The 24,926-nt window shown below is 51.9% G+C and carries 25 protein-coding genes and 1 other RNA gene; 6 read left to right on the top strand and 20 right to left on the bottom strand.

Going from position 1 to position 24,926, the window contains the following annotated elements:
* Positions 1 to 3: 3 nt before the first annotated feature.
* The 10 genes from ftsW to rsmI all read right to left on the bottom strand — a co-directional run bounded on the left by ftsW (position 4) and on the right by rsmI (position 10,895).
* Positions 4 to 1,185, bottom strand: coding sequence for a putative lipid II flippase FtsW (gene ftsW, locus HZS79_RS01310; protein WP_162217574.1), 1,182 nt, complete (start codon positions 1,183 to 1,185; stop codon positions 4 to 6).
* Positions 1,182 to 2,576 (bottom strand): UDP-N-acetylmuramoyl-L-alanine--D-glutamate ligase, encoded by a 1,395-nt coding sequence (murD, locus tag HZS79_RS01305; RefSeq protein WP_179927050.1) that lies wholly within the window; start codon positions 2,574 to 2,576, stop codon positions 1,182 to 1,184. Before murD ends, ftsW begins: the two co-directional genes overlap by 4 nt.
* A gap of 59 nt (positions 2,577 to 2,635) precedes the next feature.
* Positions 2,636 to 3,718 carry a phospho-N-acetylmuramoyl-pentapeptide-transferase gene (gene mraY, locus HZS79_RS01300; RefSeq protein WP_162217573.1) on the bottom strand — a complete coding sequence of 361 codons (1,083 nt, stop codon included), beginning with the start codon at positions 3,716 to 3,718 and terminating at the stop codon, positions 2,636 to 2,638.
* 9 nt (positions 3,719 to 3,727) lie between these two features.
* Positions 3,728 to 5,086, bottom strand: a complete 1,359-nt coding sequence (locus tag HZS79_RS01295) for a UDP-N-acetylmuramoyl-tripeptide--D-alanyl-D-alanine ligase (protein ID WP_179926865.1) — start codon at positions 5,084 to 5,086, stop codon at positions 3,728 to 3,730.
* A complete protein-coding gene (locus tag HZS79_RS01290) occupies positions 5,083 to 6,579 on the bottom strand; it encodes a UDP-N-acetylmuramoyl-L-alanyl-D-glutamate--2,6-diaminopimelate ligase (protein WP_179926864.1) in 1,497 nt (498 codons plus the stop codon). The genes HZS79_RS01295 and HZS79_RS01290 overlap by 4 nt, the downstream gene beginning before the upstream one ends.
* A gap of 16 nt (positions 6,580 to 6,595) precedes the next feature.
* Entirely contained in the window at positions 6,596 to 8,302 is a 1,707-nt protein-coding gene (locus HZS79_RS01285; RefSeq protein ID WP_162217570.1) for a peptidoglycan D,D-transpeptidase FtsI family protein, read from the bottom strand.
* Positions 8,299 to 8,634, bottom strand: a complete 336-nt coding sequence (ftsL, locus tag HZS79_RS01280) for a cell division protein FtsL (RefSeq protein ID WP_162217569.1) — start codon at positions 8,632 to 8,634, stop codon at positions 8,299 to 8,301. Before ftsL ends, HZS79_RS01285 begins: the two co-directional genes overlap by 4 nt.
* A gap of 2 nt (positions 8,635 to 8,636) precedes the next feature.
* The gene (rsmH, locus tag HZS79_RS01275; protein WP_179926863.1) at positions 8,637 to 9,593 is read right to left on the bottom strand and encodes a 16S rRNA (cytosine(1402)-N(4))-methyltransferase RsmH; all 957 of its coding nucleotides are present in this window, start codon (positions 9,591 to 9,593) and stop codon (positions 8,637 to 8,639) included.
* A gap of 52 nt (positions 9,594 to 9,645) precedes the next feature.
* An RNA gene (gene rnpB, locus HZS79_RS01270) (RNase P RNA component class A) lies at positions 9,646 to 10,005 on the bottom strand.
* A 32-nt stretch (positions 10,006 to 10,037) separates the two neighbouring features.
* On the bottom strand, positions 10,038 to 10,895 hold the full coding sequence (gene rsmI / locus HZS79_RS01265) for a 16S rRNA (cytidine(1402)-2'-O)-methyltransferase (protein WP_162217567.1): 858 nt from the start codon (positions 10,893 to 10,895) through the stop codon (positions 10,038 to 10,040).
* Positions 10,896 to 11,005: 110 nt separating this feature from the next.
* Here rsmI and HZS79_RS01260 point away from each other — a divergent pair, with 110 nt between their 5' ends.
* From HZS79_RS01260 to HZS79_RS01245, 4 genes are all read left to right on the top strand, one after another.
* Positions 11,006 to 12,502: a penicillin-binding protein activator gene (locus HZS79_RS01260; RefSeq protein WP_162217566.1), complete on the top strand. Its 1,497-nt coding sequence runs from the start codon at positions 11,006 to 11,008 to the stop codon at positions 12,500 to 12,502.
* Entirely contained in the window at positions 12,492 to 12,863 is a 372-nt protein-coding gene (locus tag HZS79_RS01255) for a YraN family protein (RefSeq protein WP_162217565.1), read from the top strand. The genes HZS79_RS01260 and HZS79_RS01255 overlap by 11 nt, the downstream gene beginning before the upstream one ends.
* A 22-nt stretch (positions 12,864 to 12,885) precedes the next feature.
* Complete coding sequence (locus HZS79_RS01250) at positions 12,886 to 13,476, top strand: phosphoheptose isomerase (protein ID WP_162217564.1); 591 nt, start codon at positions 12,886 to 12,888, stop codon at positions 13,474 to 13,476.
* 86 nt (positions 13,477 to 13,562) lie between these two features.
* Positions 13,563 to 14,135, top strand: coding sequence for a BON domain-containing protein (locus HZS79_RS01245; RefSeq protein WP_179926862.1), 573 nt, complete (start codon positions 13,563 to 13,565; stop codon positions 14,133 to 14,135).
* A gap of 89 nt (positions 14,136 to 14,224) precedes the next feature.
* Here HZS79_RS01245 and HZS79_RS01240 read toward each other — a convergent pair whose 3' ends face one another.
* The 8 genes from HZS79_RS01240 to zapE form a co-directional block, all read right to left on the bottom strand.
* Positions 14,225 to 14,710, bottom strand: a complete 486-nt coding sequence (locus HZS79_RS01240) for a ClpXP protease specificity-enhancing factor (protein ID WP_162217562.1) — start codon at positions 14,708 to 14,710, stop codon at positions 14,225 to 14,227.
* Positions 14,711 to 14,771: 61 nt separating this feature from the next.
* Positions 14,772 to 15,398, bottom strand: coding sequence for a stringent starvation protein SspA (sspA, locus tag HZS79_RS01235; RefSeq protein WP_162217561.1), 627 nt, complete (start codon positions 15,396 to 15,398; stop codon positions 14,772 to 14,774).
* A 150-nt stretch (positions 15,399 to 15,548) separates the two neighbouring features.
* Positions 15,549 to 16,316: a cytochrome c1 gene (locus HZS79_RS01230; protein ID WP_162217560.1), complete on the bottom strand. Its 768-nt coding sequence runs from the start codon at positions 16,314 to 16,316 to the stop codon at positions 15,549 to 15,551.
* On the bottom strand, positions 16,316 to 17,575 hold the full coding sequence (locus tag HZS79_RS01225; protein ID WP_162217559.1) for a cytochrome b: 1,260 nt from the start codon (positions 17,573 to 17,575) through the stop codon (positions 16,316 to 16,318). Before HZS79_RS01225 ends, HZS79_RS01230 begins: the two co-directional genes overlap by 1 nt.
* Positions 17,575 to 18,165: a ubiquinol-cytochrome c reductase iron-sulfur subunit gene (petA, locus tag HZS79_RS01220; protein WP_162217558.1), complete on the bottom strand. Its 591-nt coding sequence runs from the start codon at positions 18,163 to 18,165 to the stop codon at positions 17,575 to 17,577. Before petA ends, HZS79_RS01225 begins: the two co-directional genes overlap by 1 nt.
* Before the next feature lie 208 nt (positions 18,166 to 18,373).
* Positions 18,374 to 18,763 carry a 30S ribosomal protein S9 gene (gene rpsI, locus HZS79_RS01215; protein ID WP_009721994.1) on the bottom strand — a complete coding sequence of 130 codons (390 nt, stop codon included), beginning with the start codon at positions 18,761 to 18,763 and terminating at the stop codon, positions 18,374 to 18,376.
* 13 nt (positions 18,764 to 18,776) lie between these two features.
* A complete protein-coding gene (gene rplM, locus HZS79_RS01210) occupies positions 18,777 to 19,205 on the bottom strand; it encodes a 50S ribosomal protein L13 (RefSeq protein WP_009721993.1) in 429 nt (142 codons plus the stop codon).
* 204 nt (positions 19,206 to 19,409) lie between these two features.
* Positions 19,410 to 20,588, bottom strand: a complete 1,179-nt coding sequence (gene zapE / locus HZS79_RS01205; RefSeq protein ID WP_162217557.1) for a cell division protein ZapE — start codon at positions 20,586 to 20,588, stop codon at positions 19,410 to 19,412.
* A 221-nt stretch (positions 20,589 to 20,809) separates the two neighbouring features.
* Between zapE and HZS79_RS01200 the strand changes: the two genes are divergently transcribed.
* On the top strand, positions 20,810 to 21,256 hold the full coding sequence (locus HZS79_RS01200) for a ZapG family protein (RefSeq protein WP_162217556.1): 447 nt from the start codon (positions 20,810 to 20,812) through the stop codon (positions 21,254 to 21,256).
* A gap of 144 nt (positions 21,257 to 21,400) precedes the next feature.
* On the opposite strand, the gene HZS79_RS01195 is transcribed toward HZS79_RS01200, so the two are convergent.
* Complete coding sequence (locus HZS79_RS01195; protein ID WP_162217555.1) at positions 21,401 to 22,162, bottom strand: Nif3-like dinuclear metal center hexameric protein; 762 nt, start codon at positions 22,160 to 22,162, stop codon at positions 21,401 to 21,403.
* Positions 22,163 to 22,300: 138 nt separating this feature from the next.
* Here HZS79_RS01195 and HZS79_RS01190 point away from each other — a divergent pair, with 138 nt between their 5' ends.
* Entirely contained in the window at positions 22,301 to 23,545 is a 1,245-nt protein-coding gene (locus HZS79_RS01190; RefSeq protein ID WP_162217554.1) for a Do family serine endopeptidase, read from the top strand.
* A 52-nt stretch (positions 23,546 to 23,597) separates the two neighbouring features.
* On the opposite strand, the gene hisD is transcribed toward HZS79_RS01190, so the two are convergent.
* Positions 23,598 to 24,914, bottom strand: coding sequence for a histidinol dehydrogenase (hisD, locus tag HZS79_RS01185; RefSeq protein ID WP_162217553.1), 1,317 nt, complete (start codon positions 24,912 to 24,914; stop codon positions 23,598 to 23,600).
* Positions 24,915 to 24,926 lie beyond the last annotated feature (12 nt).

Here is a 24,926-nt window from a genome sequence, read left to right as displayed (position 1 = left end):
TGATTACGATAACCGAGGTTCAAAGCGAGATTTGGAAGGCGTGGGTAGCCGACTAGGCTTGTGACGCGTCTCTGCATCAACACGCAACAACAGCCCAATCATCAAACCAGTTACCAATAGGCTTGAACCACCATAGCTAATAAGAGGCAGCGTTAACCCTTTTGTTGGCAGCAGTCCGGCACTCATCGCCATGTTGATATATGCCTGCGCCGCAATAACAAACCCAATACCATAACTTACATAAGCACCAAACAGGTGCCCCGCCAGCTCAGCACGACGCCCAATCAACATCGCTCTTACAATGAAAAGCGTGAACAACAGCACGACAACAATAGCCCCCACCATACCCAGCTCTTCAGCAATGACGGCAAAAATAAAATCCGTGTGGGCTTCTGGCAAATAGTGCAGCTTCTGAACGCTATTACCTAACCCTGTTCCTGTCACATGCCCTCTACCAAAAGCGATGAGCGACTGAGTAAGCTGATACCCCGTTGCAAACTGATCCGCCCATGGGTCTAAAAAACTGGTCCAACGGGCCAAGCGGTAAGGCTCCATTACCACCAGCATCACAGCACCAGCGGCTAACGCACCACCACTGCCAAATAGCAACGTAAGTGAGGCGCCGCTCATCATTAGCATACCGATGACACAGACGGTATATACCACCATGCCACCAAAATCAGGTGCTAGAAAAAGCAACCCAGCAGGCACCGCAAGTACTGCGAGCGGCCGCCACATGCTGAACGCGCGATCACGCAAATCATATGTAAAGCGCGACATAAACGCTGCCATGTAAAAAATCAGACCAATTTTCCCGAACTCAGACACCTGTAGACTTGGCAGTGGCCCTGGTAACGCAATCCAACGCTTACTGCCATTCACTTCCTGACCAATAATAAGCACCAGCAACAGCATGAAAATGCTTACCAATAAAATCAGCGCTGCATTTTGACGCCATGCTTCCAATGGAACACAGAGCATAAAAAAGCAGGCACATATCGCTAACAGTAAGAAAACGCCATGCTGACGGGAGTAATGGTAACTGTCTTCTAGCAGCCCAATTGAGGCCGAGCTGACCATAACCCACCCCAACCCTGCCAGCGCCAAAGCTGCAACAATTAACCATATGTCTGTGGGTAGGTGTCGCGTCGTCAGTGCATTACGTAACCGTATCATTCGGCTCATAACCCAGCTCCTGAGCAATGATGCGCTTCATATTTTTGTTTGACCCAATGACGAAAAGCCTCGCCCCTCGCTTGATAGTTGGCAAATTGGTCCAGGCTTGCGCATGCAGGTGAAAGCAATACGCAATCCCCTGGCGCTGCCAACTCTGAGGCCATTTCCATTGCTTGAGTCAGGTTCTCCACAGCGTGAACCGGTATAGAAGAGGACAATGCATCAGCAAGGCGCTGTGCATCCGCACCAAAAAGTAGCGCGGTTTTGGCACATGTCGCTAACGGCGACGCTAATGGGGTAAAGTCCGCCCCCTTACCCACGCCTCCTGCCAGTAAGATTAACTTCCCTTTTAACGTAGCGCTAATACCCTGGATCGCCGCCAGCGTAGCGCCAACATTCGTGCCTTTTGAATCATTCACCCACACAACATCATCAATACGAGCAATCACCTCGCTGCGATGGGGCAACCCTTTAAACCTCTCGAGCGCTTGGCACATAGGTCGTTGCGCAAATCCAAGCGCATCCCCCATGGCCAGAGCCGCTAATGCATTGAGGTAATTATGGCGTCCCGCGATGGCAAGCGCTTCTGCACGCACCAACGCCGCATCTCCATGAACCAGCGTTAACTTTTCGTGTTTTTCAGTGAGCCCCCAGTCATTGCCTGTGGGCGAAAATGCTGTAAAACGCTCAATATGAGGTACAGGCGTATCAGGCCAAGTATGGCTGTCATCTGCATTCACTACAGCCGATTGCGCGCCCCAAAAAATGCGCTGCTTGGCCTGCAGGTATCCTGACATGTCACCATGGCGGTCAAGATGATCTTCACAGATATTTAAAAAAGCGACTGCCTTAGCACCCAAATAAGGTGTGGTTTCCAGTTGAAAGCTTGACAGTTCAAGGATGTACAGCTCGGCGTCTGGGTAATCGGCAAGCAAATCCAAGGCAGGGGTACCTAAATTGCCGCCCACCGCCGCCTTAACGCCAGCGGCTACCGCCATTTCACCGAGTAATGTTGTCACCGTTGACTTCGCATTTGAGCCTGTAATAGCCGCAACAGGCGCCTGTACGGCACGAGCAAACAAGGCAATTTCACCCACAAGCATTGGCTCACCCGTCGCAGCGTTTTTTCGCTCCAGCAAGCCTTCAAGCCCAGGCGAGCGAGGATCAACACCGGGGCTTAAAACGACCTCATAGGCGTTAGTAAAATCAACCTCATTCAATGGTCCGCAATACACCTCGACATTGGGATACTGGACTTGAAAAAGGTCGAGATCAGGTGGCTCTGAACGTGTATCTGCCACGACAAACGGTCTACCTTGACGTGCCAAATGGCGGCAAATAGCTTGACCTGAAACCCCTAGGCCAATAACAACGGTGACTCCATTAGCGACTCGCACGATGACCGGCTCCTTTACATATCACGCCAATAGCAGCAACACTGCCACCATTGCTCTGCTAATCATCGAACTTTCAGTGTGGCTAGCCCAAGCAGGACCAGCACCACCGTAATAATCCAAAAACGAACAATCACGCGGGGCTCAGGCCAGCCTTTCAATTCGTAGTGATGATGAAGCGGCGCCATACGGAAAATGCGCCGCCCAGTCAACTTGTAAGAACCAACCTGTAAGATGACCGACACCGTTTCCAGTACAAAGATGCCACCCATAATAAACAGCACAATCTCTTGACGCACAATAACAGCAACAACGCCTAGCGCTGCGCCTAGTGCCAAGGCGCCCACATCCCCCATAAACACCTGTGCTGGGTAGGTGTTAAACCAAAGAAAACCTAAACCAGCCCCAGCAATTGTGGCACAAAATATCGCCAGCTCACCGGTTCCTTGAATAAATGGGATATGCAAATAGCTGGCAAATACAGCGTTACCACTAGCATAGGCAAACACTGAGAGCCCCATCGCTACCAGCACAGTGGGCATGATAGCCAAGCCGTCCAGGCCGTCGGTTAAGTTAACCGCATTGGAGCTACCCACAATGACAAAATACGTTAACACGATATAGAAGACGCCCAGTGGCAATGCGACATCTTTAAACATGGGAATCAATAGGCTGGTTTCAGCCGGTGTTGAAGCAGTGGCATATAAAACAATGGCAGCGCCCAGCCCCACCACCGACTGCCAGAAATATTTCCAGCGCGCAGGCAGACCTCGTGGGTTTTTTTCCACAACTTTGCGGTAATCGTCCACCCAGCCAACAGCGCCGAAGCCAAGGGTCACGAGCAGGACTACCCAAACATAGTGATTAGTTAAATCACCCCAAACCAAAGTACTGATGGCAATTGCCAACAAGATCATTGCGCCGCCCATGGTAGGCGTGCCAGCTTTAGATAGGTGTGATTGGGGACCATCATCACGCACTGCTTGACCAATCTGTCCTTCTACTAATCGCCTTATCACCCAAGGCCCAAGCCATAAGCAAAGCATCAGAGCGGTAAGCGCAGCGAGAATAACGCGCAGGGTCAAGTAGTTAAAAACCTGAAAAGCAGTTTGATATTGAGCTAAGAAATTCGCCAAGTGAAGTAACATGAACGGCGCTTACCTTGTATCGTCCGCACGTAGCGCAGCAATGACATTTTCCATGCCTGCGCTACGCGACCCCTTCACCAACAGTACGGTGTGAGGTGGCAGAGTGTTAATGATATGACGTACTAACGTCTCGTGGTCGTCGAAGTGATGCCCGCGACTAAAGGCATCGCTTGCTGGTCGGGCAGCATCGCCATAGGTCAGCAGCTCATCAATACCCAGAGAGGCAGCATAACGGCCAACCTCGGCATGCAGCTGTCCAGACTGATCGCCTAGCTCTCCCATTGCTCCAAGCGCGCACCATCGCGGGCCTGGAAAACTTGCAAGCGTATCTAGCGCTGCTTTAACGGCGCCGGGATTTGCATTGTAGGTGTCGTCTAGTAGCGTGATGTTATTCTTGCCCAGCATTACGCTTAAACGACCAGGCAGTGATGCTAAATTCGCTAAACGTGTGATCACCTTTTCTGAAGGTACGCCCACGGTCAACGCAGCTGCTGCGGCAGCTAATGCATTACTGACATTATGCTTACCCGCCAGCGGAAGCCGTAACTTTCCCACTACCTGACCGCGTTGAATAAGAGTGAAAGCATACCTCCCCAACGCATCACAAGAAAGGTCGGAGGCAAAGACATCCGCGTCGCTATTTAAACCGAAACTAATCACTCGTCGTGGTGAAGCATACGCTGCCCACGTATCAAAGTAGCGGTCATCTTTGTTAAGAATGGCAACACCGTCAGCACTTAGCCCAACCATGATTTCACTTTTTGCCTGAGCTATCTGCCCCATACCGCCAAACTCACCTACATGGGCACCGGTAACATTGGTAATAATGGCAATGTCCGGTGAGGCTAGCCGACTAGTCCAGGCAATTTCTCCGATGTGGTTAGCGCCCAACTCAATCACAGCTGCCTTATGTTGCTCGGTGATACGCAGTAACGATAGCGGCGCACCAATATCATTATTTAAGTTACCCTGGGTAGCTAACACCTCGCCCAAGGGGGCCAATAACGCAGCAGTCATCTCTTTAACGGTTGTTTTTCCGCTGTTACCTGTTACGGCAACAAGAGGCAGGCGCATCTGGTTCCGCCATGCTCGGGCTAGCAAACCCAACCCAAGTCGTGTATCGGCACACACCAACTGGGGCAATTTGCTGTCGACAGGCGTCTCCACCAGTGCGGCTACCGCTCCTTGCTCCATCGCTTGCCCAACAAAGTCATGACCATCAAATCGCGGCCCTTTCAAGGCAACAAACAAGCATCCAGGTACTATCTGCCGCGTATCGGTAACCACAGCCGTTGCCGCCAGATCGCACAACGCTTTGTGAACTGGTAGGTTAAGCGCCAAGGCTATGCTCGCTAACGGCCAACTCATAACGTAGCAGCCCTTAGCATCAAAGCATTTAACACCTGCTCGCCATCTTGGTATGCATGGCGCACATTATGTATTTCCTGATAAGCCTCATGGCCTTTTCCAGCGACGAGTATAACGTCCTGCTGATCAGCATTTTGAATTGCATACCGAATCGCTTGGCTACGATCACCTATTTCAGTAAACGCATCAGCGGCTGAGAAGCCATCAGTAATGTGCTGACGGATGCGTTCAGCTGGCTCAGTACGTGGATTATCGTCAGTCACTACTACGTGATCTGCCCATTTCTCAGCCACTGCGGCCATTTCCGCACGCTTCCCCACATCACGATCACCGCCACAGCCAAATAGGCACCAAAGTTTTCCTGCTTCTCCCAAATGCGCTCGGAGCGCTTTAAGCGCATTGGCCAGCGCATCAGGCGTATGAGCGTAATCTATGACAACGCTGGGCGCATCTGTCTCTCGATAGAGCTCCATTCGACCAGGAACCGGAGCCAACTGCGGGGCCACTTCAAATAAGCCATCTAGCGACTCCCCTAGTCCATAGAGCACACTCATAGCGAGCAGCACATTGTCTAGGTTAAAGCGCCCCATCAATTTAAGATTCAGCACTTTCTCGCCTTCAGGTGTTGCGATAAGCGCCTGCTGACCTTGCTCATGCGGATGCCAATCAAGCACTCGCAGCGTAACAGCTTCATCACTGCCTACCGCTAACACGCGTACGCGGCTATCGCAGCCTGCCAGCATCAAGCGCGTTAGCGGGTCGTCCCCGTTGACTACCGCAAGTGTCAGTTCAGAACGCCGAAATAACTTGGCTTTAGCCGCGGCATAAGCGGCCATACTGCCATGGTAGTCCAGGTGGTCACGTGTCAGATTAGTGAACACGCCTACAGAAACATTGACTGCATCTAAACGTCGTTGCTCTAGTGCATGAGAAGAGGCTTCAAGCGCAATCCGCCGAACTCCCTGGTCAGCTAAACCACCTAAAACCTCTTGTAAGGCCAAAGGACCAGGCGTCGTTAAGCCAGTATCTACCAGCTGACCAAGCCGCCCAACCCCTAATGTGCCAACAACCCCAGCCGGTGTGTTGAGTAACTCGCTTAACGCTGCAATGTAATGCGTAACAGAGCTTTTACCATTAGTGCCAGTAACCGCAATCACATGAAGGTCGTCTGGAACCGAAAATAAAGCCCGACCCAATTCTCCCAGGCGCATGGATAAATGCGGCAGATAGAGCACTTTCCCATCAAGCACCAGCTCACTTTGCTTAGTGTGCGCCAACACCAACGAGGCTCCAGCATCCAGGGCTTGGTCAATAAATGCTTTTCCATCACGCTGACTACCGGGCACAGCCACAAACACATTGCCAGCTTCGAGCTTGCGCGTGTCAGTGGTTAAACGGAGCTGATCTGGAATTGCTGGCAACGCGTCTGGCAGCCTAGCACTAGGCCACACTCGCTTTATTGCTTTCCACAAACTGTCTGGGCACAACCTCATGCAATCTCCTTAAGCGCTACTCAACCCCGTGGTCGGGTGGCACGTCCAACAAGCGCAACGCATTGCCTGTTACGCTCGAAAACACCGGAGCAGCGACTGCACCACCATAAAACTCGCCTGCTCGGGGGTGATCAATCATTACAACCGTAACTATGCGTGGATCCGAAATAGGGGCAATGCCCGCAAATACACTGCGATAAGCATTCGTTGCGTAGCCTTGTTGAGCCGTTTTTCGCACCGTCCCTGTTTTACCACCGACCCGATATCCCTCAACTCGAGCACGCCGCCCCCCGGTATAAGCGCCTACAGAGGTTTCTAAAATATCTAATAAATCTTTTGCAACGCTAGGTGATATAGCAGGGATACTCTGAGGAGGTTCCGACAGTCTCAATAACGAAGGAGGCATACGCTCCCCTTCGTTCGCTAACGCCGTATAAGCACTAGCAAGCTGCAAGGCTGACAACGACAAGCCATACCCATACGACAGCGTTGCCCGCTCACTCCGGGACCAACGCACTGGGGTCGGCAAGCTACCTGTAGACTCACCAGGAAAGCCAGTTTCAGGACTTTGACCCAAACCTAACTGATGATATTTTTCCCAAATGGCCGTGTCACTTAATTGTAACGCCAGTCGTGACATACCAATATTCGAGGACTTTTCCAGTATGCCAGCTAGATCTAACTCGCCATAATTACGAAAATCTCGGATAGTAAACTGGTCGATACGCATCCACCCTGGCGAGGTATCCACTACTGAGTTGCGGTTAACAATACCACTTTCCAAAATAGCCGCCATTGCCAATGGTTTCATAACCGACCCTGGTTCAAACACATCAACCAGCGCCTGATTGCGCAACCCACGAGGGTCTAAACCTGCACGATTATTGGGGTTATAGGAGGGCAAGTTAGCCATTGCCAATACTTCACCCGTCCGAGAATCAAGCATAACGAGCACACCGCCGTCGGCTTCATGCTCAGCTACCGCTGCGCGGAGCTCTCGATAGGCCATATACTGGATACGCTGATCAATCGCCAGGGTCAGCTCGCCACCTGGCTGAGCCTCACGTATAACACCCAATTCACGCACTAAGCGACCTCGACGGTCTTTGATGACTCGACGCTGCCCTGGGTGTCCTGCCAAATAGGGTTGATAGGCGAGTTCGAGCCCCTCCTGCCCCACATCGTCAACGTTGGTCACACCCAACAACTGAGCAGCGACTTCACCAGCAGGATAGTAGCGCTTATATTCACGCTGGGGATAAACGCCAGGTGTGCGAAGATCTAGCGTGCGTTGCGCAGCCTCTGGGGTCATTTGGCGACGTAAGTACATGAATTCACGATTACTAAAGCGCGACACGCGCGCTTCAAAGTCGTCTAATGACATACCCAACGATTGCGCCAACATTAGCCGCTGAATAACATCATTAGGTAACTCTTGAGGATTTGCCCAAAGCGTCACAACGGGTGTTGAAATGGCCAGTGGCTCTCCATTTCGATCAGTGATCATCCCCCGGTGCGCGGGAATAGCTTCATGGCGAAGCGTACGAGCGTCGCCCTGACTTTGCAAAAAGGGGCGATCAATCACCTGAAGTAGCGTCACTCGACCGACAAGAATGGCCGACGCCACCACGACAATGATGAGAATAAACAGAAAGCGACCACCTGCTAATGGCGGTGCAATTGGCAGTTGACGGGATATCCCTCCCCGACCTTCGCGCTTCATGGCCGAATCACCTCGACATCGTTCACATCAGGAATGCGCATTTCAAGCCGTTCCGTGGCAATTTGCTCTACACGGGCCGGCGTCGACCACGCACCTTCTTCCAGTAACAACTGGCCCCACTCAGTCTGTAGCTGGTTTTTTTCCTGCTCCAGCTGCTGCAACTCAGCATATTGCATACGCGTCATATGCGTCGTTGCAACCACTAACCCTGCTGTGACAATACACGCTAAAAACAGCAAGATGATGACAATCGGCCAAACACGTAAGCGCAGCTTAAAGGGCCATTCGGTACGCAGCGTTGCCATCCAACGCTCAATCCGATCCATGCTCATGGTCACACTCGTTTACGGGCGGCCCGCATCACGGCACTGCGCGCCCGGGGGTTAGCATCTACTTCTTCTTCACTTGGGCGCATTCCTTTTCCCAACGCTTCAAGACGGCGATTTAACTGATCATCGCGAATTGGGACACCACGCGGCAAGTCGGTATCCCCACGCACATGGCGTCGAATAAACCGCTTCACACGGCGATCTTCTAAGGAGTGGAAACTGATAATAACCAAATGGCCACCGGGCGCCAACGCTTCAAGCGCAGCATCTAATGCTGCGTCGAGCTGATCCAGCTCACCATTTAAATAAATACGCAGCCCTTGAAACGCCTTCGTCGCGGGGTGACGACCTTTTTCCCAGGCGGGATGCGCTAATTTAAGCACCTCTGCCAAGTCGACTGTGTGGGTAAACGGCGCTTCAGCACGCCGTGTAACCACCGCACGAGCCAGTCGCTTTGCGTAACGCTCTTCTCCGTATGTTTTGAACACATAGGCAATATCAGCTTCACTAGCACGCGCTAAAAATGCTGCGGCACTTTCCCCTTGGGTAGGATCCATACGCATATCAAGGGGGCCGTTGCGCATAAAGCTAAAGCCACGCTCAGGGTCATCTAACTGCGGAGAAGAGACGCCTACATCCAACAAAATACCTGAAAGCTTTCCATGCACCCCTTGCTCCTGAGCATATTCAGCAAGCTGGGAGAACTCACGCTGAGTAATATGAAAGCGAGGATCATCAACATCTTCAGCGGCGGCGATAGCTTGCGGGTCGCGATCCATTGCCAGCAAACGTCCTTCAGGACTTAAGCGAGAAAGAATGACCCGAGAGTGGCCTCCTCGGCCAAAAGTACCATCTAAATAGACACCATCAAGATCATGAATTAATGTATCTACAGCCCCTTCTAATAGTACGCTGGTGTGGTGAAAACATGGGACAACCTGGTCAGCGTCAGGAGAAGGCATGGTACTCTCGCAAAAAGTTTGAAAAGGTGAGCTTGGCACACCTTTGTTGAAAATGGGGAGTCGGCCGATAAGCCGGGTTCTGTCGTGGACAGTCATTCCTCTAGGCGCTGCGTCGCCACAGCGCTCAAGCAACCTACCCGGACCCAGCGCGGGCCACGCCATTGGGTCCCTATTTGGTCTTGCTCCGAGTGGGGTTTACCATGCCACGCACTGTTACCAGGCGCGCGGTGCGCTCTTACCGCACCCTTTCACCCTTACCGGCCTCGAAAGGCTTAGGCGGTCTACTCTCTGCTGCACTTTCCGTCGGCTTACACCGCCCAGGCGTTACCTGGCACTCTGCCCTATGGAGCCCGGACTTTCCTCCCCTAAGCGCCTTTGCAGGCAATTTAGCGGCGACTGTCTGGCCAACTCCGGCGGCAAGCATACCAGCGCCCCGCCGTCGCCTCAATGATCACTTTTCAATGCTTGCAATCTTGCATACCATTCTTGCTTGCGACCACCCAACATTTTTGCTGCAACAGCTGCCCCCTGCTTCACCCCAACGCCTTCCGATAACAGCGTTTTAAGCAGCTCATCGGCAACTATCGACTGCTCATCACCCCGCGCAACAGGAGATGCGCCTGCAATCATGACAACAAACTCCCCTCGGCTTTGGTTAGGATCTTGCAATAACTGCTCACGCAGCTCCTCAGGAGAGCCTTGAAGAAAGGTTTCGTACGTTTTGGTTAGCTCCCTTGCCAGCACAACTGCTCTATCTGGCATTTGCTCACACAATGCCTCCAAAGTGTGCACAATCCGATGTGGCGACTCATAGAACACCAAAGTTTCCTCACGGGTCTGCCATTTTTCAAGCGCTTGTCGCCTTGCACTCGGTTTAGATGGCAAAAAACCACCAAATGTGAACCGGTCGGTAGGCAATCCTGCCCCCGATAGCGCACTAACAAGCGCACAAGGGCCCGGCAGAGGAACAATATGCCTGCCTCGCAGCCGCAACTCTCTCACCAGCACGAACCCTGGATCGCATATTAAGGGAGTGCCAGCATCGCTAATCAATGCAATACTTTCCCCAGATAGTAAGTAGCTGTCCAACGTATCAACACGCCGCGCCTCATTGTGCTCATGTAAGGAGAGCATCGGCGTGTTAATGCCTAAATGCGCCAACAAGCGAGCACTATGACGTGTATCCTCTGCCGCAATACGCGACACCTCTGCTAATACCCGAGCTGCACGTGGCGTTAAGTCTTCCAAATTCCCAATTGGCGTGGCGACAACGTACAATGTACCCGGATGCTGGTGTGTCATCATGACTCCCGATGTGTTAATAGACTGCACTAAAGATGCGTTATGCGCGTGCAATGGTGAGTTCATCTGCTCGTTGAGCGACTGCGCAAATGAAAACTAAGGAAGGATACATGAAACCGTCACTACGTGGATTACTGGCCACTGCCTTCATGGCACTTCTTATCACTGGGTGTGCCATGCAACCTCCGAGCGTGGTTGACCGCGTCCCTGAACAGGATGCCAATCGCTTATTGAGCCAGGCAGAGCAAGAAACCCCAGAACAGGCATCAAAAACACGCTTAGAAGCGGCCGATATACTCGCCAGGCAAGGCCAACGCGAAAACGCGTTTGACGCTGCCGATGCCGTTGATGAAAGCATGCTTTCAGAAACAGAGCGCGTACGCTGGGCCATGCTCTACTCTGAACTTGCCAGGGGCCTCAATAACCCTCGAGCTGTGTTGCGTGCCACCCAGGTGCTTGATGATGAACTTCCCATGCAAGCCAATCAGCAGCAAACACTCGAAGAGCACCAGCAGTGGGCACAACACGCCTTAGAAGGAGAACCTGCTTCCCTTCCAGCGCTTGAAGGTGTTGATATTCGACGCATTGTTGTGGCACTCCCTGAGTCTGGGCCGTTAAGCAGCGTTGCCGAGACCATTACAACCGCCATGCGTCGCCACCACGAAATACGCGGTAACGGCGTGCAGCTGAGCTTTTTAGATGCCTCTCAGTACTCGCTGAATGACATTTATCAACGTGCCGAGCAGATGAATGCTCAAGTACTGATTGGGCCGATTGATAAAGAACAGGTCACTCAACTTGAGCAGCGTGACAGCGTCCCGCTACCAACGTTGGCGCTAAACTACGGCAATAGCACCAATAATCAAGCCGAGCAATTACTTCAATACGGCTTATCTGCTGAAGATGAAGCTCGCCAGGCTGCCCGTCGAGCACACCAAGATGGCCACCGACAAATGTCGCTGATGGTACCTGACAATGACTGGGGCCGCAGGGTCGGCGAAGCGTTTTGGAATGAGTGGCAAGGCCTGGGCGGAGAAGTTACCAACGCGGTGCGCTACAACCCTAGCAGCCCTGTTTCCAATACAGTACGCACCGCACTAAATGTTAGTGGTGACCGTGCGCGCCTTGGCAATATTGATGCTTTATTCTTACTAGCATTGCCCGAATACGCGCGACAGGTTCCTCCAACAATGGATTACTATTACGCCCCCAACCTGCCTATCTATGCGACATCTCACCTGCACGAAGGTCGTCAGCAGTCTCGCTTGGATCAAGATTTAAATGATGTCATGTTTATGGATATTCCTTGGCAAATTCCAGATGCTGCCGTTGGCGGTGAAGAAGTACTACCGTTCTACGCTACGTATCAGCGCCTTCGCGATGAATCCGACCCCTCCATGTTCCGCCTAATGGCGATGGGCGTTGATGCCTATGAAATTGCCACGCGCTTATCCGACCTGTCCGCACTGGAAGGCATGAACGGCAGCACCGGCATGCTTTATCTGTCGAACGACGGGCGCATCTATCGCGAATTGCCCTGGGCTAAATTCCAGAATGGCATACCTGCTCCGATCTTAATCCCTGGGCTACTAGGAAATGACGAATAGCCCTCAAACTGCCCGTTCCAGAGGCGCAGCCATAGAGCGCTTAGCCGCTCAATGGCTGCAACAACAAGGACTGACATTCGTCGCAAGCAACCATCATGTTAAAGGCGGCGAATTGGACCTTATCATGAGAGACCAGGATATCCTGGTCTTTATAGAGGTCAAACATCGCACCACGACACGCTATGGTCATCCGCTGGAAATGGTTAACGCGCAAAAGCGACGACGTCTAATTCGTGCAGCAACGCTTTATATCGCCCACCACCGAGTCTCAAGCCCTTGCCGGTTTGATATTCTAGCCATTACAGGCACGCCTCCCGCACTTGAATTCCAATGGGAAAAGGCGGCCTTTGACGCTTATTGACACTTTTATTTAGGAAGCCCTCATGGACTTTCAGTCACGCATACTCGACCACTTTAACGCCAGCATCGATACTAAAACCTACGCCAGTGAGGTACTGCCGCCGTTTATCGAAGTCGCCAGTCAAATGATGGTGCAGTGCCTGGTTAACGAGGGAAAAATCCTAGCCTGCGGCAACGGCGGTAGTGCAGGTGATAGCCAACACTTCTCCTCAGAGCTACTTAACCGATTTGAACGTGAACGCCCAAGTTTACCGGCATTGGCACTAACCACTGACACATCGACACTGACGTCCATAGCCAATGACTACAGTTACAACGAAGTGTTTTCCAAGCAGATACGCGCTCTTGGCCAGCCAGGCGACGTGTTACTGGCTATCTCCACCAGTGGCAATTCAGCCAACATTGTCCAGGCAATCCAAGCGGCACATGACCGAGACATGACAGTCGTCGCGCTGACTGGCCGCGATGGCGGCGATATGGCTTCATTACTTGGCCAAGATGATTGCGAGGTTCGCGTACCTGCGACCTCAACTGCTCGAATTCAGGAAGTTCACCTACTCGTTATCCATTGTTTATGTGATTTAATCGACGAACAGTTATTTGGTGGCACCTAACTTAAGCAGACCGAACTTAACCAGAGCTAACTAAAACAGGCAAAGCCGCCTGTTTTCACTTAACACTTATTAAAGGAGTTCCGATCATGGCCCTGCGCTACTCTTCCTACAAGCTGATGATGGTTGCCGCATTAAGCCTTATTCTACTTGCGGGGTGTGCTAACAACGCAGCATCCAACCCCTCCAACTACGGCCAACGTAGCAGTGATGTCGAGGCGGTCGATGCAACAATTGAACGAGAAGCGGAGCGCGCAGTCGGCCGCTCGGACGCTCGCCTTGGTGATGCTCGCATTCGCGCCCATAGCTACAATGGCTCGGTTCTTCTAGTAGGCCAAGTACCTAGTGAGGAGCTAAAAGCTAAAGCAGAAGAGGTAACTGCCAACTTGCGCGGTGTCGAACAGGTTCATAACGAGCTTAGCATTGCCGCCAACCTACCCGCTAGCCAACGACTTACTGACACATGGTTAACCACCAACGTTATGAGCCAGCTCGCGTCGAACGATCGAATCGACTCCTCGAAACTAAAAATCACCACAGAAAATGCCAGTGTTTATCTAATGGGGATGGTCACACGGGAAGAGGCTGACCGTATTGTCAACGCGGTATCAGCTGTCAGCGGCGTTCAGCGAATCGTAAAAGTATTTGAGTATATTAACTAGCAAAAAATACGACCATAAAAAAAACCTCGCCAATGATCCTGAATCAAGGTTGGCGAGGTTCTTACTTTAAAAGCACCGGACCTAAAGTGTTATTTGATCACTCTGAGCGTTGGCTTTTTCTTTGACTTTCCGGCCTGCGACACCGAGTCAGCCTCTTTTTCCGGCAGCGGCTCAGTGACCGTCAACTCAGGCTTCGACACCTCATCCGACGGACTCGCCCCACTGTCCGCAAGATCCGCGCCGTCAAATTCGGCTGCATCCAACTCCGGCTCATGTCCAAACACCATACCCGCACCGTTTTCGCGTGCATAAATGGCAATAAGCGCCGGTGTAGGGATCATCACCTGCATAGGCTGACCACCAAACCGAGCATTAAAACCAATCGCCTGATTTTCCATAAATAAATCACGCACAGCAGTAGGCGCCGCATTCAAGACAATCTGTCCGTTTTGCACAAACTGACGAGGCACCTCTACCCCCGGCTGGGTCGCATCAACGACTAGGTAAGGCGTTAAATCGTTATCCAAAAGCCACTCGTAAAGGGCTCGGGCGAGATAGGGACGACTCGACTTCATAAAGCTCCCTCCTCCTAACAGTAAAGCCTCCCGCCGCTAAGCAAGGAGGCCGTATGAATTCTCAAGCGCGCATCTCTTTTTCACGCTCGTTTAAAGAGGCTTTAAACGCTTCACGCTCAAATACTCGCGACATATAGCTTAGCAATGGCTTCACCTGCTTCTCTGGCAGCTCAATGTTGAGCTCAGGCAAACGCCATAAAATCGGCGCCAGACAACAGTCAACCAGCGTGAACTCTTCGCTCATGAAGTAAGGCATATCTTCAAAGATAGGCGAAATACCGATCAAGCTTTCACGCAGCTCTTTGCGCGCCTTTTCAGCCTCTTTCTTCCCACCACTGCGGATCTGCTCCAGCATTGGGCACCACTCACGCTCGATACGATGCATCCAAAGACGGCTCTGCGCACGCGCTACAGGATACACAGGCAACAGCGGCGGGTGCGGAAAACGCTCATCCAGATACTCCATCATGACTTTGGATTCATAAAGCACCAAATCACGATCCAACAGTGTTGGCACACTGTTATACGGGTTGAGGTCTGCTAACTCTTCAGGCGGCTGCTCGTCAGAAACATCAACGATGTCTACTGCCACCCCCTTTTCAGCCAAAACAATGCGCACACGATGACTGAAATGATCATCATTACCTGAGTAAAAGATCATTGACGACCGCTTGGCCACAACACCCATGAAAGCATCCTCGCATCAAAACAATCTTGGATAATAACACGCCAGCGCTACCTTATGGGAAGGTAACCCGCTATGCATGACAACTGACTAGGCAAACAAAAGGCGCACGGCTCTCGCCGCGCGCCCAATCTGCTTATCTTGCTCTGTTAATTAGTGAACGTCTCGCCAGTACTCACGCTTGAGCAAGTAAGCAATGACGCCAAAGATAAAGATGAAGATAAGCACTTTAGGTGCCAGTGCCTGAGCCTGCAGCTTAGACGGCTCACCCACGTAGGCCAGGAAGTTGGTTAGATCATAGACCGCTTCCTCAAACTCAGCAGGCTCCATAGAACCAGGCTGAGTTACCTGAAGTACATCACAAGATTGGTACTTGCCAGACAATGGGTCAGGTGACTGGCCTGCAACCGGCTGGTCGGTCTCCGCGCACACCATTTCTTGCACGCCCTGCAGCGGCTCCAATACATTAGGCATCGCAGGAGCTTCAAGAACCTTATTGTTTACACCAAGCGGCTGGCTGGGGTCCCGATAGAAACTCAGCAAATAGGAGTAGATGTAGTCCGGCCCGCGCAGACGGTTGAACAACGTCAGCTCAGGAGGCACTACACCAAACCAGCCCTCAGACTCTTGCGGCTGCATGGCAATATGCATCTGGTCATTAAAACCGAGACCTGACGAGAAGATAAGGTTTTGCTCAACCAGCTCCTGCGGCATGCCAAAGTCATTTGCCGCACGTGAAAACCGCTGATGCTCCAGCGCATGACAGCCCATGCAGTAATTCACATACAGCTGCATTCCACGCTGAAGTGACTCCTTATCCTGCAAATCAGGGGTCATCGAGTGAGGCTGCTCCGGAAATGGCGCTGCCACGGCCGCAAAAGGCACCAGTGCAAATAGCAGTATGAACAGTTGCTTTTTCATTAGCCAGTCACCCTTTCTGGGACGGGTTTAGTCTTCTCCATACTGGTGTATAGCGGCATCAGAAGGAAGAAGGCGAAATAGATCACGGTGCAGATCTGAGCTACCAGCGTGCGGATCGGCGTTGCAGGAATAGCCCCCAGAACACCAAGGACAACAAAGCTTACTGCAAACAGCAGTAGCGCAATACGCGACAACCACCCTTTGTAGCGCATTGACTTCACGGGACTACGATCAAGCCAAGGAAGCACAAATAGAATAGCGATTGCCCCGCCCATCGCAAGCACACCCAGGAACTCAGCTCGCAGCCCCAAGAAATCAAACGTGATCGCCCGCAAGATGGCATAGAACGGCGTAAAGTACCAAACAGGCGCAATATGATCTGGCGTTACCATCGGGTTAGCTGGTTCGAAGTTCGGACGCTCAAGGAAGTAGCCACCGCCTTCAGGGAAGTAGAAAATAACGACCGCAAAGACAAACAAGAACACCGCGATACCTACGAGATCTTTAACGGTGTAATAAGGATGGAAAGGAATACCATCAAGTGGCTTACCTGACTCATCTTTCTTCTCTTTGATATCAATACCATCCGGGTTGTTAGACCCTACTTCATGAAGCGCAATAATATGCAGCACAACCAGCGCCAGAATAACGATCGGCAATGCAACTACGTGAAGCGCAAAGAAGCGGTTAAGCGTGATACCTGAAATCAGGAAGTCGCCACGAATCCACTGCGCCAGATCAGGACCAATGCCCGGAATCGTGGCAAACAGCGAGATAATAACCTGCGCGCCCCAGTATGACATTTGACCCCATGGCAGCAGATACCCCATGAACGCCTCAGCCATCAGCAGCAGGTAGATCGCCATACCAAAGATCCACACCAATTCTCTTGGTGCTTTATAGGACCCGTACAACAGCGCCCGAAACATATGCAGATAGATAACGACAAAGAAAGCCGACGCACCGGTTGAGTGCATGTAACGGATCAACCAACCCCACTCGACATCACGCATAATGTACTCCACCGAGGCAAAGGCACCTTCAGCGGAGGGGTTGTAACTCATCGTAAGCCACACACCGGTCAAAATCTGGTTAACCAGCATCAAAAGCGCCAGAACACCAAAAATATAGAAGAAGTTAAAGTTCTTCGGTGCATAGTACTTTGTTAGGTGGTCCTGAATCATTTGAGTGGCAGGAAAGCGATCATCAACCCAGCGCATGATGCCGCTTTCTGCTTTGGCTTTATTAGGGTTAGCCATTAGACAGCCTCCTCGTCTTCGCCGACAATAATATCGTCTTCTTCAAAACGATAAGGCGGCACCTCAAGGTTGGTAGGCGCAGGTACATTGCGGAAAACTCGACCTGCTAGGTCAAAATACGAACCATGACAAGGACAGAAGAAACCACCGGGCCAGTTGTCGGTTACCGCAGCCTCTGGTTCAGGTCTATATAGCGGCGAACACCCAAGGTGAGTACAAATACCGATCATCACGCCGATTTCAGGGCGAATAGATCGTAGTGGCCCAGTAATGTAGCTAGGCTGTTGCTGTTCATTTGAATCAGGGTCAGATAGGCGACCTGGATCCAAGTTTTCCGTACGCTCATTCATCTCTGGCGTCCGGTTAATAATCCATACCGGCCTCCCACGCCACTCAACCGTCATGCGCTGCCCCGGCTCGAGCTTTGAAAAGTCCGCCCTAACCGGCGCCCCAGCGGCTACTGCCCTGGCACTAGGCTGCCAAGAAGCCACAAAGGGAACCGCAACCCCTACAGCACCCACCGCCCCAACTACGGAGGTGGCACCAACAAGGAAGCGGCGCCGGCCTTTGTTTACGCCGTTATCTGCCATTTCTGGTTTCTCCCATCAGCTTACCCGTTCCGTCACAAAGAGATCCTGCGACGACGAATATCAAATACGCTCTATGTTAAAAAAACAAAGCGCTCTACACAAGAAAAAACGCCCAGTACCATGGTGGTAAGAGCGCTATAATTTTTTGATATTCCAATAAAAAACGCCCAGGCCTTTGACCTGGACGTTTTTGCCGCATAGCGTAAAATTAACGCTTAGAGAACTGCGGACGACGACGCGCTTTACGCAGGCCAACTTTCTTACGCTCAACCTGACGAGCATCGCGGGTTACATAACCAGCGGCACGCAGCGTAGGACGCAGGTCTTCATTGTAGTTCATCAGGGCGCGAGTGATGCCGTGACGGATAGCACCTGCTTGAGAGGAGCCACCGCCACCAGCAACTGTGACGAACACATCAAACTGGTTCAGAGTCTCAGTCAACTCAAGCGGCTGGCGAACAACCATGCGACCAGTTACACGACCAAAATAAAGATCGAGGTCTTGGTTATTGACAGTAATTTTGCCAGAGCCCGGCTTCATAAACACGCGAGCGGTGGAAGTCTTGCGGCGCCCGGTACCGTAATACTGCTGTGTCATGGCGAAGATTTCCTCAGATGTTCAGTTCAAGCGGCTGTTGGGCAGCATGCGGATGCTCGGCACCGGCGTACACTTTTAACTTGGAGTACATAGCGCGACCCAAAGGACCTTTCGGCAACATACCTTTAACGGCAGACTCAATAATGCGCTCGGGGGCATGATCAAGCATCTTGTCGAATGTCATAGAGCGCAGACCGCCCGGGTAACCAGTGTGGCGGTAGTAGGTCTTAGCCTTCGCCTTGTTACCAGTTACATGGACTTTCTCTGCGTTGATCACGACGATGTAGTCGCCAGTATCAACGTGAGGTGTAAATTCGGGCTTATGCTTACCACGCAGGCGGCGAGCAATCTCGGTTGCCAGACGACCGAGCGTTTTGTCCGTAGCGTCGACTACATACCAGTCGCGCTGGACGGACTGCGGCTTAGCACTGAACGTCTTCATGGATGAAATCACCAGATTAAGTGTGTTGGGTAACTCACACCGCTAAAGCGGCGAAGCACCATCCCTATTTTTTTTGGTTGCCTAAAAACCAGCAACATGCAGCGAGGCAGCATTCTACAGCAAGCCTGCCAGCAAGTTAAGTGCCACCGCTACTTTTTTACCAACATCACGCTTATGACCTCGTCCAGCCTGTGGCGCCAAGGCTTACGGCTTATGAGGCAATGCAAGATACTCCTTAGACTGCATTTCCTGCAGCCGCGACAGCGTCCGCTGGAATTCGAATGCCAGCTTCCCATCGCTATAAAGTGATTCCACCGGCGCCTCGGCGGACATTAGTAGCTTAACCCCTCGGTCATAAAACTCATCAACCATATTAATGAAGCGACGTGCCTGATCATCTGTCTTCACATTCATCTGGATGACATTTGACACCAAAACCGTATGGAACTCTCGAGCAAGCTCAATGTAATCATTCTGGCTGCGAGGGCCATCGCACAACTCCGCAAATTCAAACCATGCCACATCGTCGTGTAATCTCCGCGTTGTTAAAACGCGGTGATTAATCTCCAGTGGCGCACCCTCTTCGCCTTCATGCCCTGAAATCTCTCTAAAGCTACGCGCCAACTCCTGCTCTGCTTCTTCATCAAGAGGCGCATGAAAAATTTCGGCACGCTCCAGAGCACGCAAACGATAGTCAACACCAGAATCAATATTGACCACCTCGCAGTGATGATTAACCAACTCAATCGCCGGCATAAACCGCGCACGCTGCAAACCATCCTTATAGAGGTCGTCAGGCACAATATTAGACGTCGCCACCAACACAACACCCCGTTCGAACAAGGCTTCTAACAAATTCGCCAGTATCATTGCGTCGGTAATATCTTTAACAAAAAACTCATCGAAACAGATAACTCGTGCTTCGGTAGCAAACTTCCCGGCAATCAACGCCAGCGGATTCTTTTCACCCTTGTAATGCGTCAACTCGTTGTGAACGCGCTGCATAAACCGGTGAAAATGGGTGCGCATTTTCTCGGGGAAAGGAAGCGCCTCATAAAACGCATCAACAAGATACGTTTTGCCACGCCCAACACCCCCCCAAAAATACAGCCCCTTGACTGAGGGCAGCGATGGTTCAGTGCTCGCCTTCTTGCCCAACAGCCCCGCCATCCTCGCTTTTAGCCCCTTATGGGCAACCACCGCTTTAGGCAGCGTCGTTGGAGTCGCCAACAGATCATCATAGAGGCGCTGAAGGTGCCTTACCGCCAGCTCCTGCGCAGGATCATACTGAAAACCATTACGCGCGAGGTCTTCTTGATACCGCGCCAATGGCGTAAGCCGAGGCGCTTTCTCAACCTCCTGACGTGAAGATAATGATGACATCTGACTACTCCCACAGCGCATAACCAAACTACACACATGCATCGATTACCAATGACGCAAGGCACAGAATACTTCATCAAAAGAGGCATATTATACGCTGCTTAGCGACTAAGCGCATGAGCGGATTGACCCAACCGACAGGCACGCGACTATAATGGGCTGGGTTTTCTGTTAACCCCACCATACGATAGGTGGCATGTATCACCTTTAGGGAGAACACTGTGGACGCCAGCTCGCCATACACGTTTGCAATTATTGGCCTCGTTATCGGTTTTATTGTGGGCTTGGGGTGTTACCGCCTTTTCAGCAAAGGCGCGCGCGACAGCGCTGCACTCAAGCAAACACTGCTTGATCGCGAGCACCAGATAGCGGAGCTCAAAAAAAGCATGAGTGATCATTTATCGGGCATTTATCAACGCTTGGATAATATTCGCTTTGAAGCCGACCAGCTCGAACAACAGATGGCAGACGAAGCTGAACAGTGGAAGCTGACCAGCGCCAAACCTTCACCAACCACCGAAAGGACTCAGGCAATTGAAACAGATAGCCGCCTCGACATGCCTCGGGACTATGCTGCTGGTAAAAATGGCACGCTTTCAGAAGACTTTGGACTAAAAGACGGCGACCAAACTGAAGAGAGTGCGGCAACACAGCCTCCTCGTTACTAGCTCATCCTGTACAAACTTATTGCGCGCCAACAACCCACGGCGCGCCAACAACCCAGACAGGCACCAAGTACTTAACCAGCACTGGTGCCTTAGAACTCACTTCTTAAAACCGCCCTCATAATACTGGTTGCCAAAAAAAGGCCTCTACGCTGGATTATCAATATCCACGAAGCGGTGCTCTACACCGTATTCACTCGCCAACCATTCCCCTAATGCTTGAACACCATAACGCTCCGTCGCGTGATGACCGGCAGCAATATAGTGAATACCCAGCTCCCTCGCCAAATGCGTCGTTCGCTCGGAAATCTCTCCGGAAACGAAGGCCTGCGCACCCGCCTCATAAGCAGCAGTTATCATGTCCTGGGCACCACCGGTACACCATGCTATTCGCTCAATAGCACCTACTCTCGGCGCTTCGACAAGCAATGGAGTACGCTGGAGAACCGCAGCCAATTGCTCTCCCAGCGCGCCAAGACTTTGCGACTCAGTTAACCGACCTGACCATAGCAGCCCATCCCCCAACTCACCGTCAAGACAGCCCTCTACTTTCCAGCCCATATGCTTAGCTAACTCAGCATTATTGCCAAACTCAGCATGCGCATCCAAAGGCAAATGATAGGCAAGCAGACTAATATCATTCTCAAGCAGTGTTTTAATTCGCCTTTGCTTCATCCCAGTAATAGGAACTGGCTCGTTTTTCCAAAAGTAACCATGATGAACCAGCACAAGATCAGCCCCCCAAGCAACCGCTTCGTCCAGCAGTGCCTGACACGCCGTCACCCCCGACATGACCCTCATTACGGTCTCTCTACCCTCTACCTGTAAGCCATTAACGGTAAAGTCGTTAAACTGTGATGACCGCAACTGATGATCACAGGCGGCTACAATTTGATCCCGATGACTCACATTAGCTCCTTGATTGATTTACTGACTACCATGAGGAACTCCTCAATAAAGTGTTACGATAGCCTCATTGTAAATCTCGCATCGCGTTATCGCGAACCTCGCGACCATTTAGACTGCCACCCGCTGAGGAAACTTCGCATGCACCGCCTCGTGCTGCCCTATTTATGGCCGGTTATTACCGGGCTTCTACTTGCCGTCTTAATGCTGCTTGCCTTCCCTGAGCAACTGCCAAACCCATTTCGGCAAGCACCACCGGCTGTAATTGAAGCCCCATCCCCTTTAGTACCCACCAGTAGCGAACAAGCGACTAATCTACCCGCGCCTGAAATTCGTCAAGCGGCGCCACTAAATCGCAATCAGGGGCCCGCAAGTTATTCAAATGCTGTTAATCAAGCAGCACCGGCCGTCGTGAACATTTATTCGTCTCGGATCGTTGAGCGTGACCAGCACCCACTAATGTCTGATCCTTTCTTTCAACAGTTCTTTAGCGGCGACGATGCCACTACCCATCAACGCATGCTGTCGAGCCTTGGCTCGGGAGTCATTGTTAGCCCCGATGGCTATGTACTGACTAATCATCACGTTATCCATGGGGCCGACCAAATACAGGTAGCCCTGCGCGACGGGCGGGAAACTCTTGCCGAAGTCGTTGGCACCGACCCTGAAAGCGACTTAGCCGTTTTACGCATCAGCCTAGATGATCTACCCATCATCAAACTAGCAGACTCGAAAGAAGTTGCTGTGGGAGATGTCGCGCTTGCGATTGGCAACCCATTTGGTGTTGGTCAGACCGTCACCATGGGCATTATCAGTGCCACAGGCCGCAGCCACTTAGGCTTAAATGCGTATGAGGACTTTATTCAGACGGATGCTGCCATCAACCCAGGTAACTCTGGTGGCGCACTGGTTAACCCTGATGGGGCGCTGGTTGGCATCAATACCGCCATATTTTCCCGGTCAGGTGGCTCTCAGGGGATTGGCTTTGCAATTCCTGCCAACCTCGCCCATAGCATTCTGAATGAACTTGTCACTCGCGGTCGCGTAATACGCGGCTGGTTAGGCATTGAAGCCCAGGCACTCTCGCGGGAGTTAGCCGCCTCATTCGGACTGAGGACACCTCAAGGAGTGATTGTAGCTGGGGTAGTAGAAGATGGGCCAGCCGCTAAAGCAGGGCTCCAGCCGGGCGACGTGTTACTTTCCATTGGCGGACAGGTAATTTTAGACGCTCGCGCGACGATGAGTGATATCGCATCGGTACCCCCAGGCACAGAACTAGCACTCACAATCGTTCGCGGTGGGGAGCGCATGGATATGACGCTAGAAGTTGGCGAGCGCCCCGTACCAACCAGCCCAACACCAACGCGATCTCAGAGCGGCTCCTAAAGCCACTCTGAGATACCTCCAGAGGAGGCCGGCGCTGTCCAGTGGGGCACGATTAATCGTTGATTCGATATTCAGCTGAACGCGCGTGAGCCGTCAGAGACTCTCCCCGAGCAAGCACTGACGCTACTTTTCCAAGATCCGAGGCACCCTGCGGCGAGCAGTGAATAATCGACGAGCGCTTTTGGAAGTCATAAACACCCAGCGGTGATGAAAACCGAGCCGTTCCAGACGTAGGCAGTACATGATTAGGCCCAGCACAGTAATCACCTAATGCTTCTGATGTGTGACGCCCCATGAAAATAGCACCCGCGTGTCGTATGCCATCAAGCCACTGGTCGGGAGCTTCGACAGAAAGCTCGAGGTGTTCTGGTGCAACGCGATTGATCATTTCAACGGCTTCGGCTTGATCCTGGCACAAGATTAGCGCACCACGTCGTTGCAGCGAAGCACGTGCGATCTTTTCTCTTTCAAGCGTTGGCAATAGCCGTTCAATAGATGCTTCTACCGCATCAAGGTGAGCCGCGTCCCAACTGACCAAGATCGCTTGCGCATCTTCATCGTGTTCAGCTTGGGAGAACAAATCCATCGCCAGCCAATCGGGGTCAGTTTGCCCATCAGATACCACCATGATCTCGGAGGGACCCGCAATCATGTCGATGCCTACTTGACCAAATACGGCGCGCTTCGCGGTGGCCACGTAAATATTTCCGGGCCCCACGATTTTATCGACTCTTGGTACACTTTCGGTGCCATAAGCAAGCGCTGCAATCGCCTGAGCTCCGCCGATAGTAAACACATAATCCACACCCGCTAAATGCGCAGCTGCTAATACAAGATCGTTCAACACACCGTCAGGTGTCGGTACCACCATGACTATCTCTCGGACACCCGCCACATGTGCAGGAATAGCGTTCATCAATACCGACGAAGGGTATGATGCCTTTCCACCTGGCACATATATACCCGCGCGATCTAACGGCGTCACCTTCTGGCCAAGCACTGTACCGTCAGCCTCTTCATACTGCCACGAGCTGGGCTTTTGGCGCTCATGGTAGCGCTTAATACGCTCAGCAGCGGCGGCTAGTGCATCGCGCTGCTCAGCGGGCAAACCATCAAATGCATGCTTTAATTGCTCAGGTGACAAACGCAATTGATCCATCTGCTCAACCGATAAACGGTCAAAGCGGTTTGTTGCCTCAACAACAGCACGATCACCACGCTGCTTAACGTCCACCAATATCTCTTCAACGCGAGCCTGAACTGCCTTATCAGACACTCCTTCCCAGTCCAACAAGACATCCAGGTGCTGATGAAAAGCCGCATCTGTCGTTGAAAGGCGAGCTACAGTGGCTGTGGATTTATCGCTCATGATGAACCTCGC

It is taken from the genome of Vreelandella zhaodongensis (genome assembly GCF_013415115.1).
Taxonomy (GTDB): domain Bacteria; phylum Pseudomonadota; class Gammaproteobacteria; order Pseudomonadales; family Halomonadaceae; genus Vreelandella; species Vreelandella zhaodongensis.
This window is presented reverse-complemented; position numbering and strand designations above follow the sequence as displayed.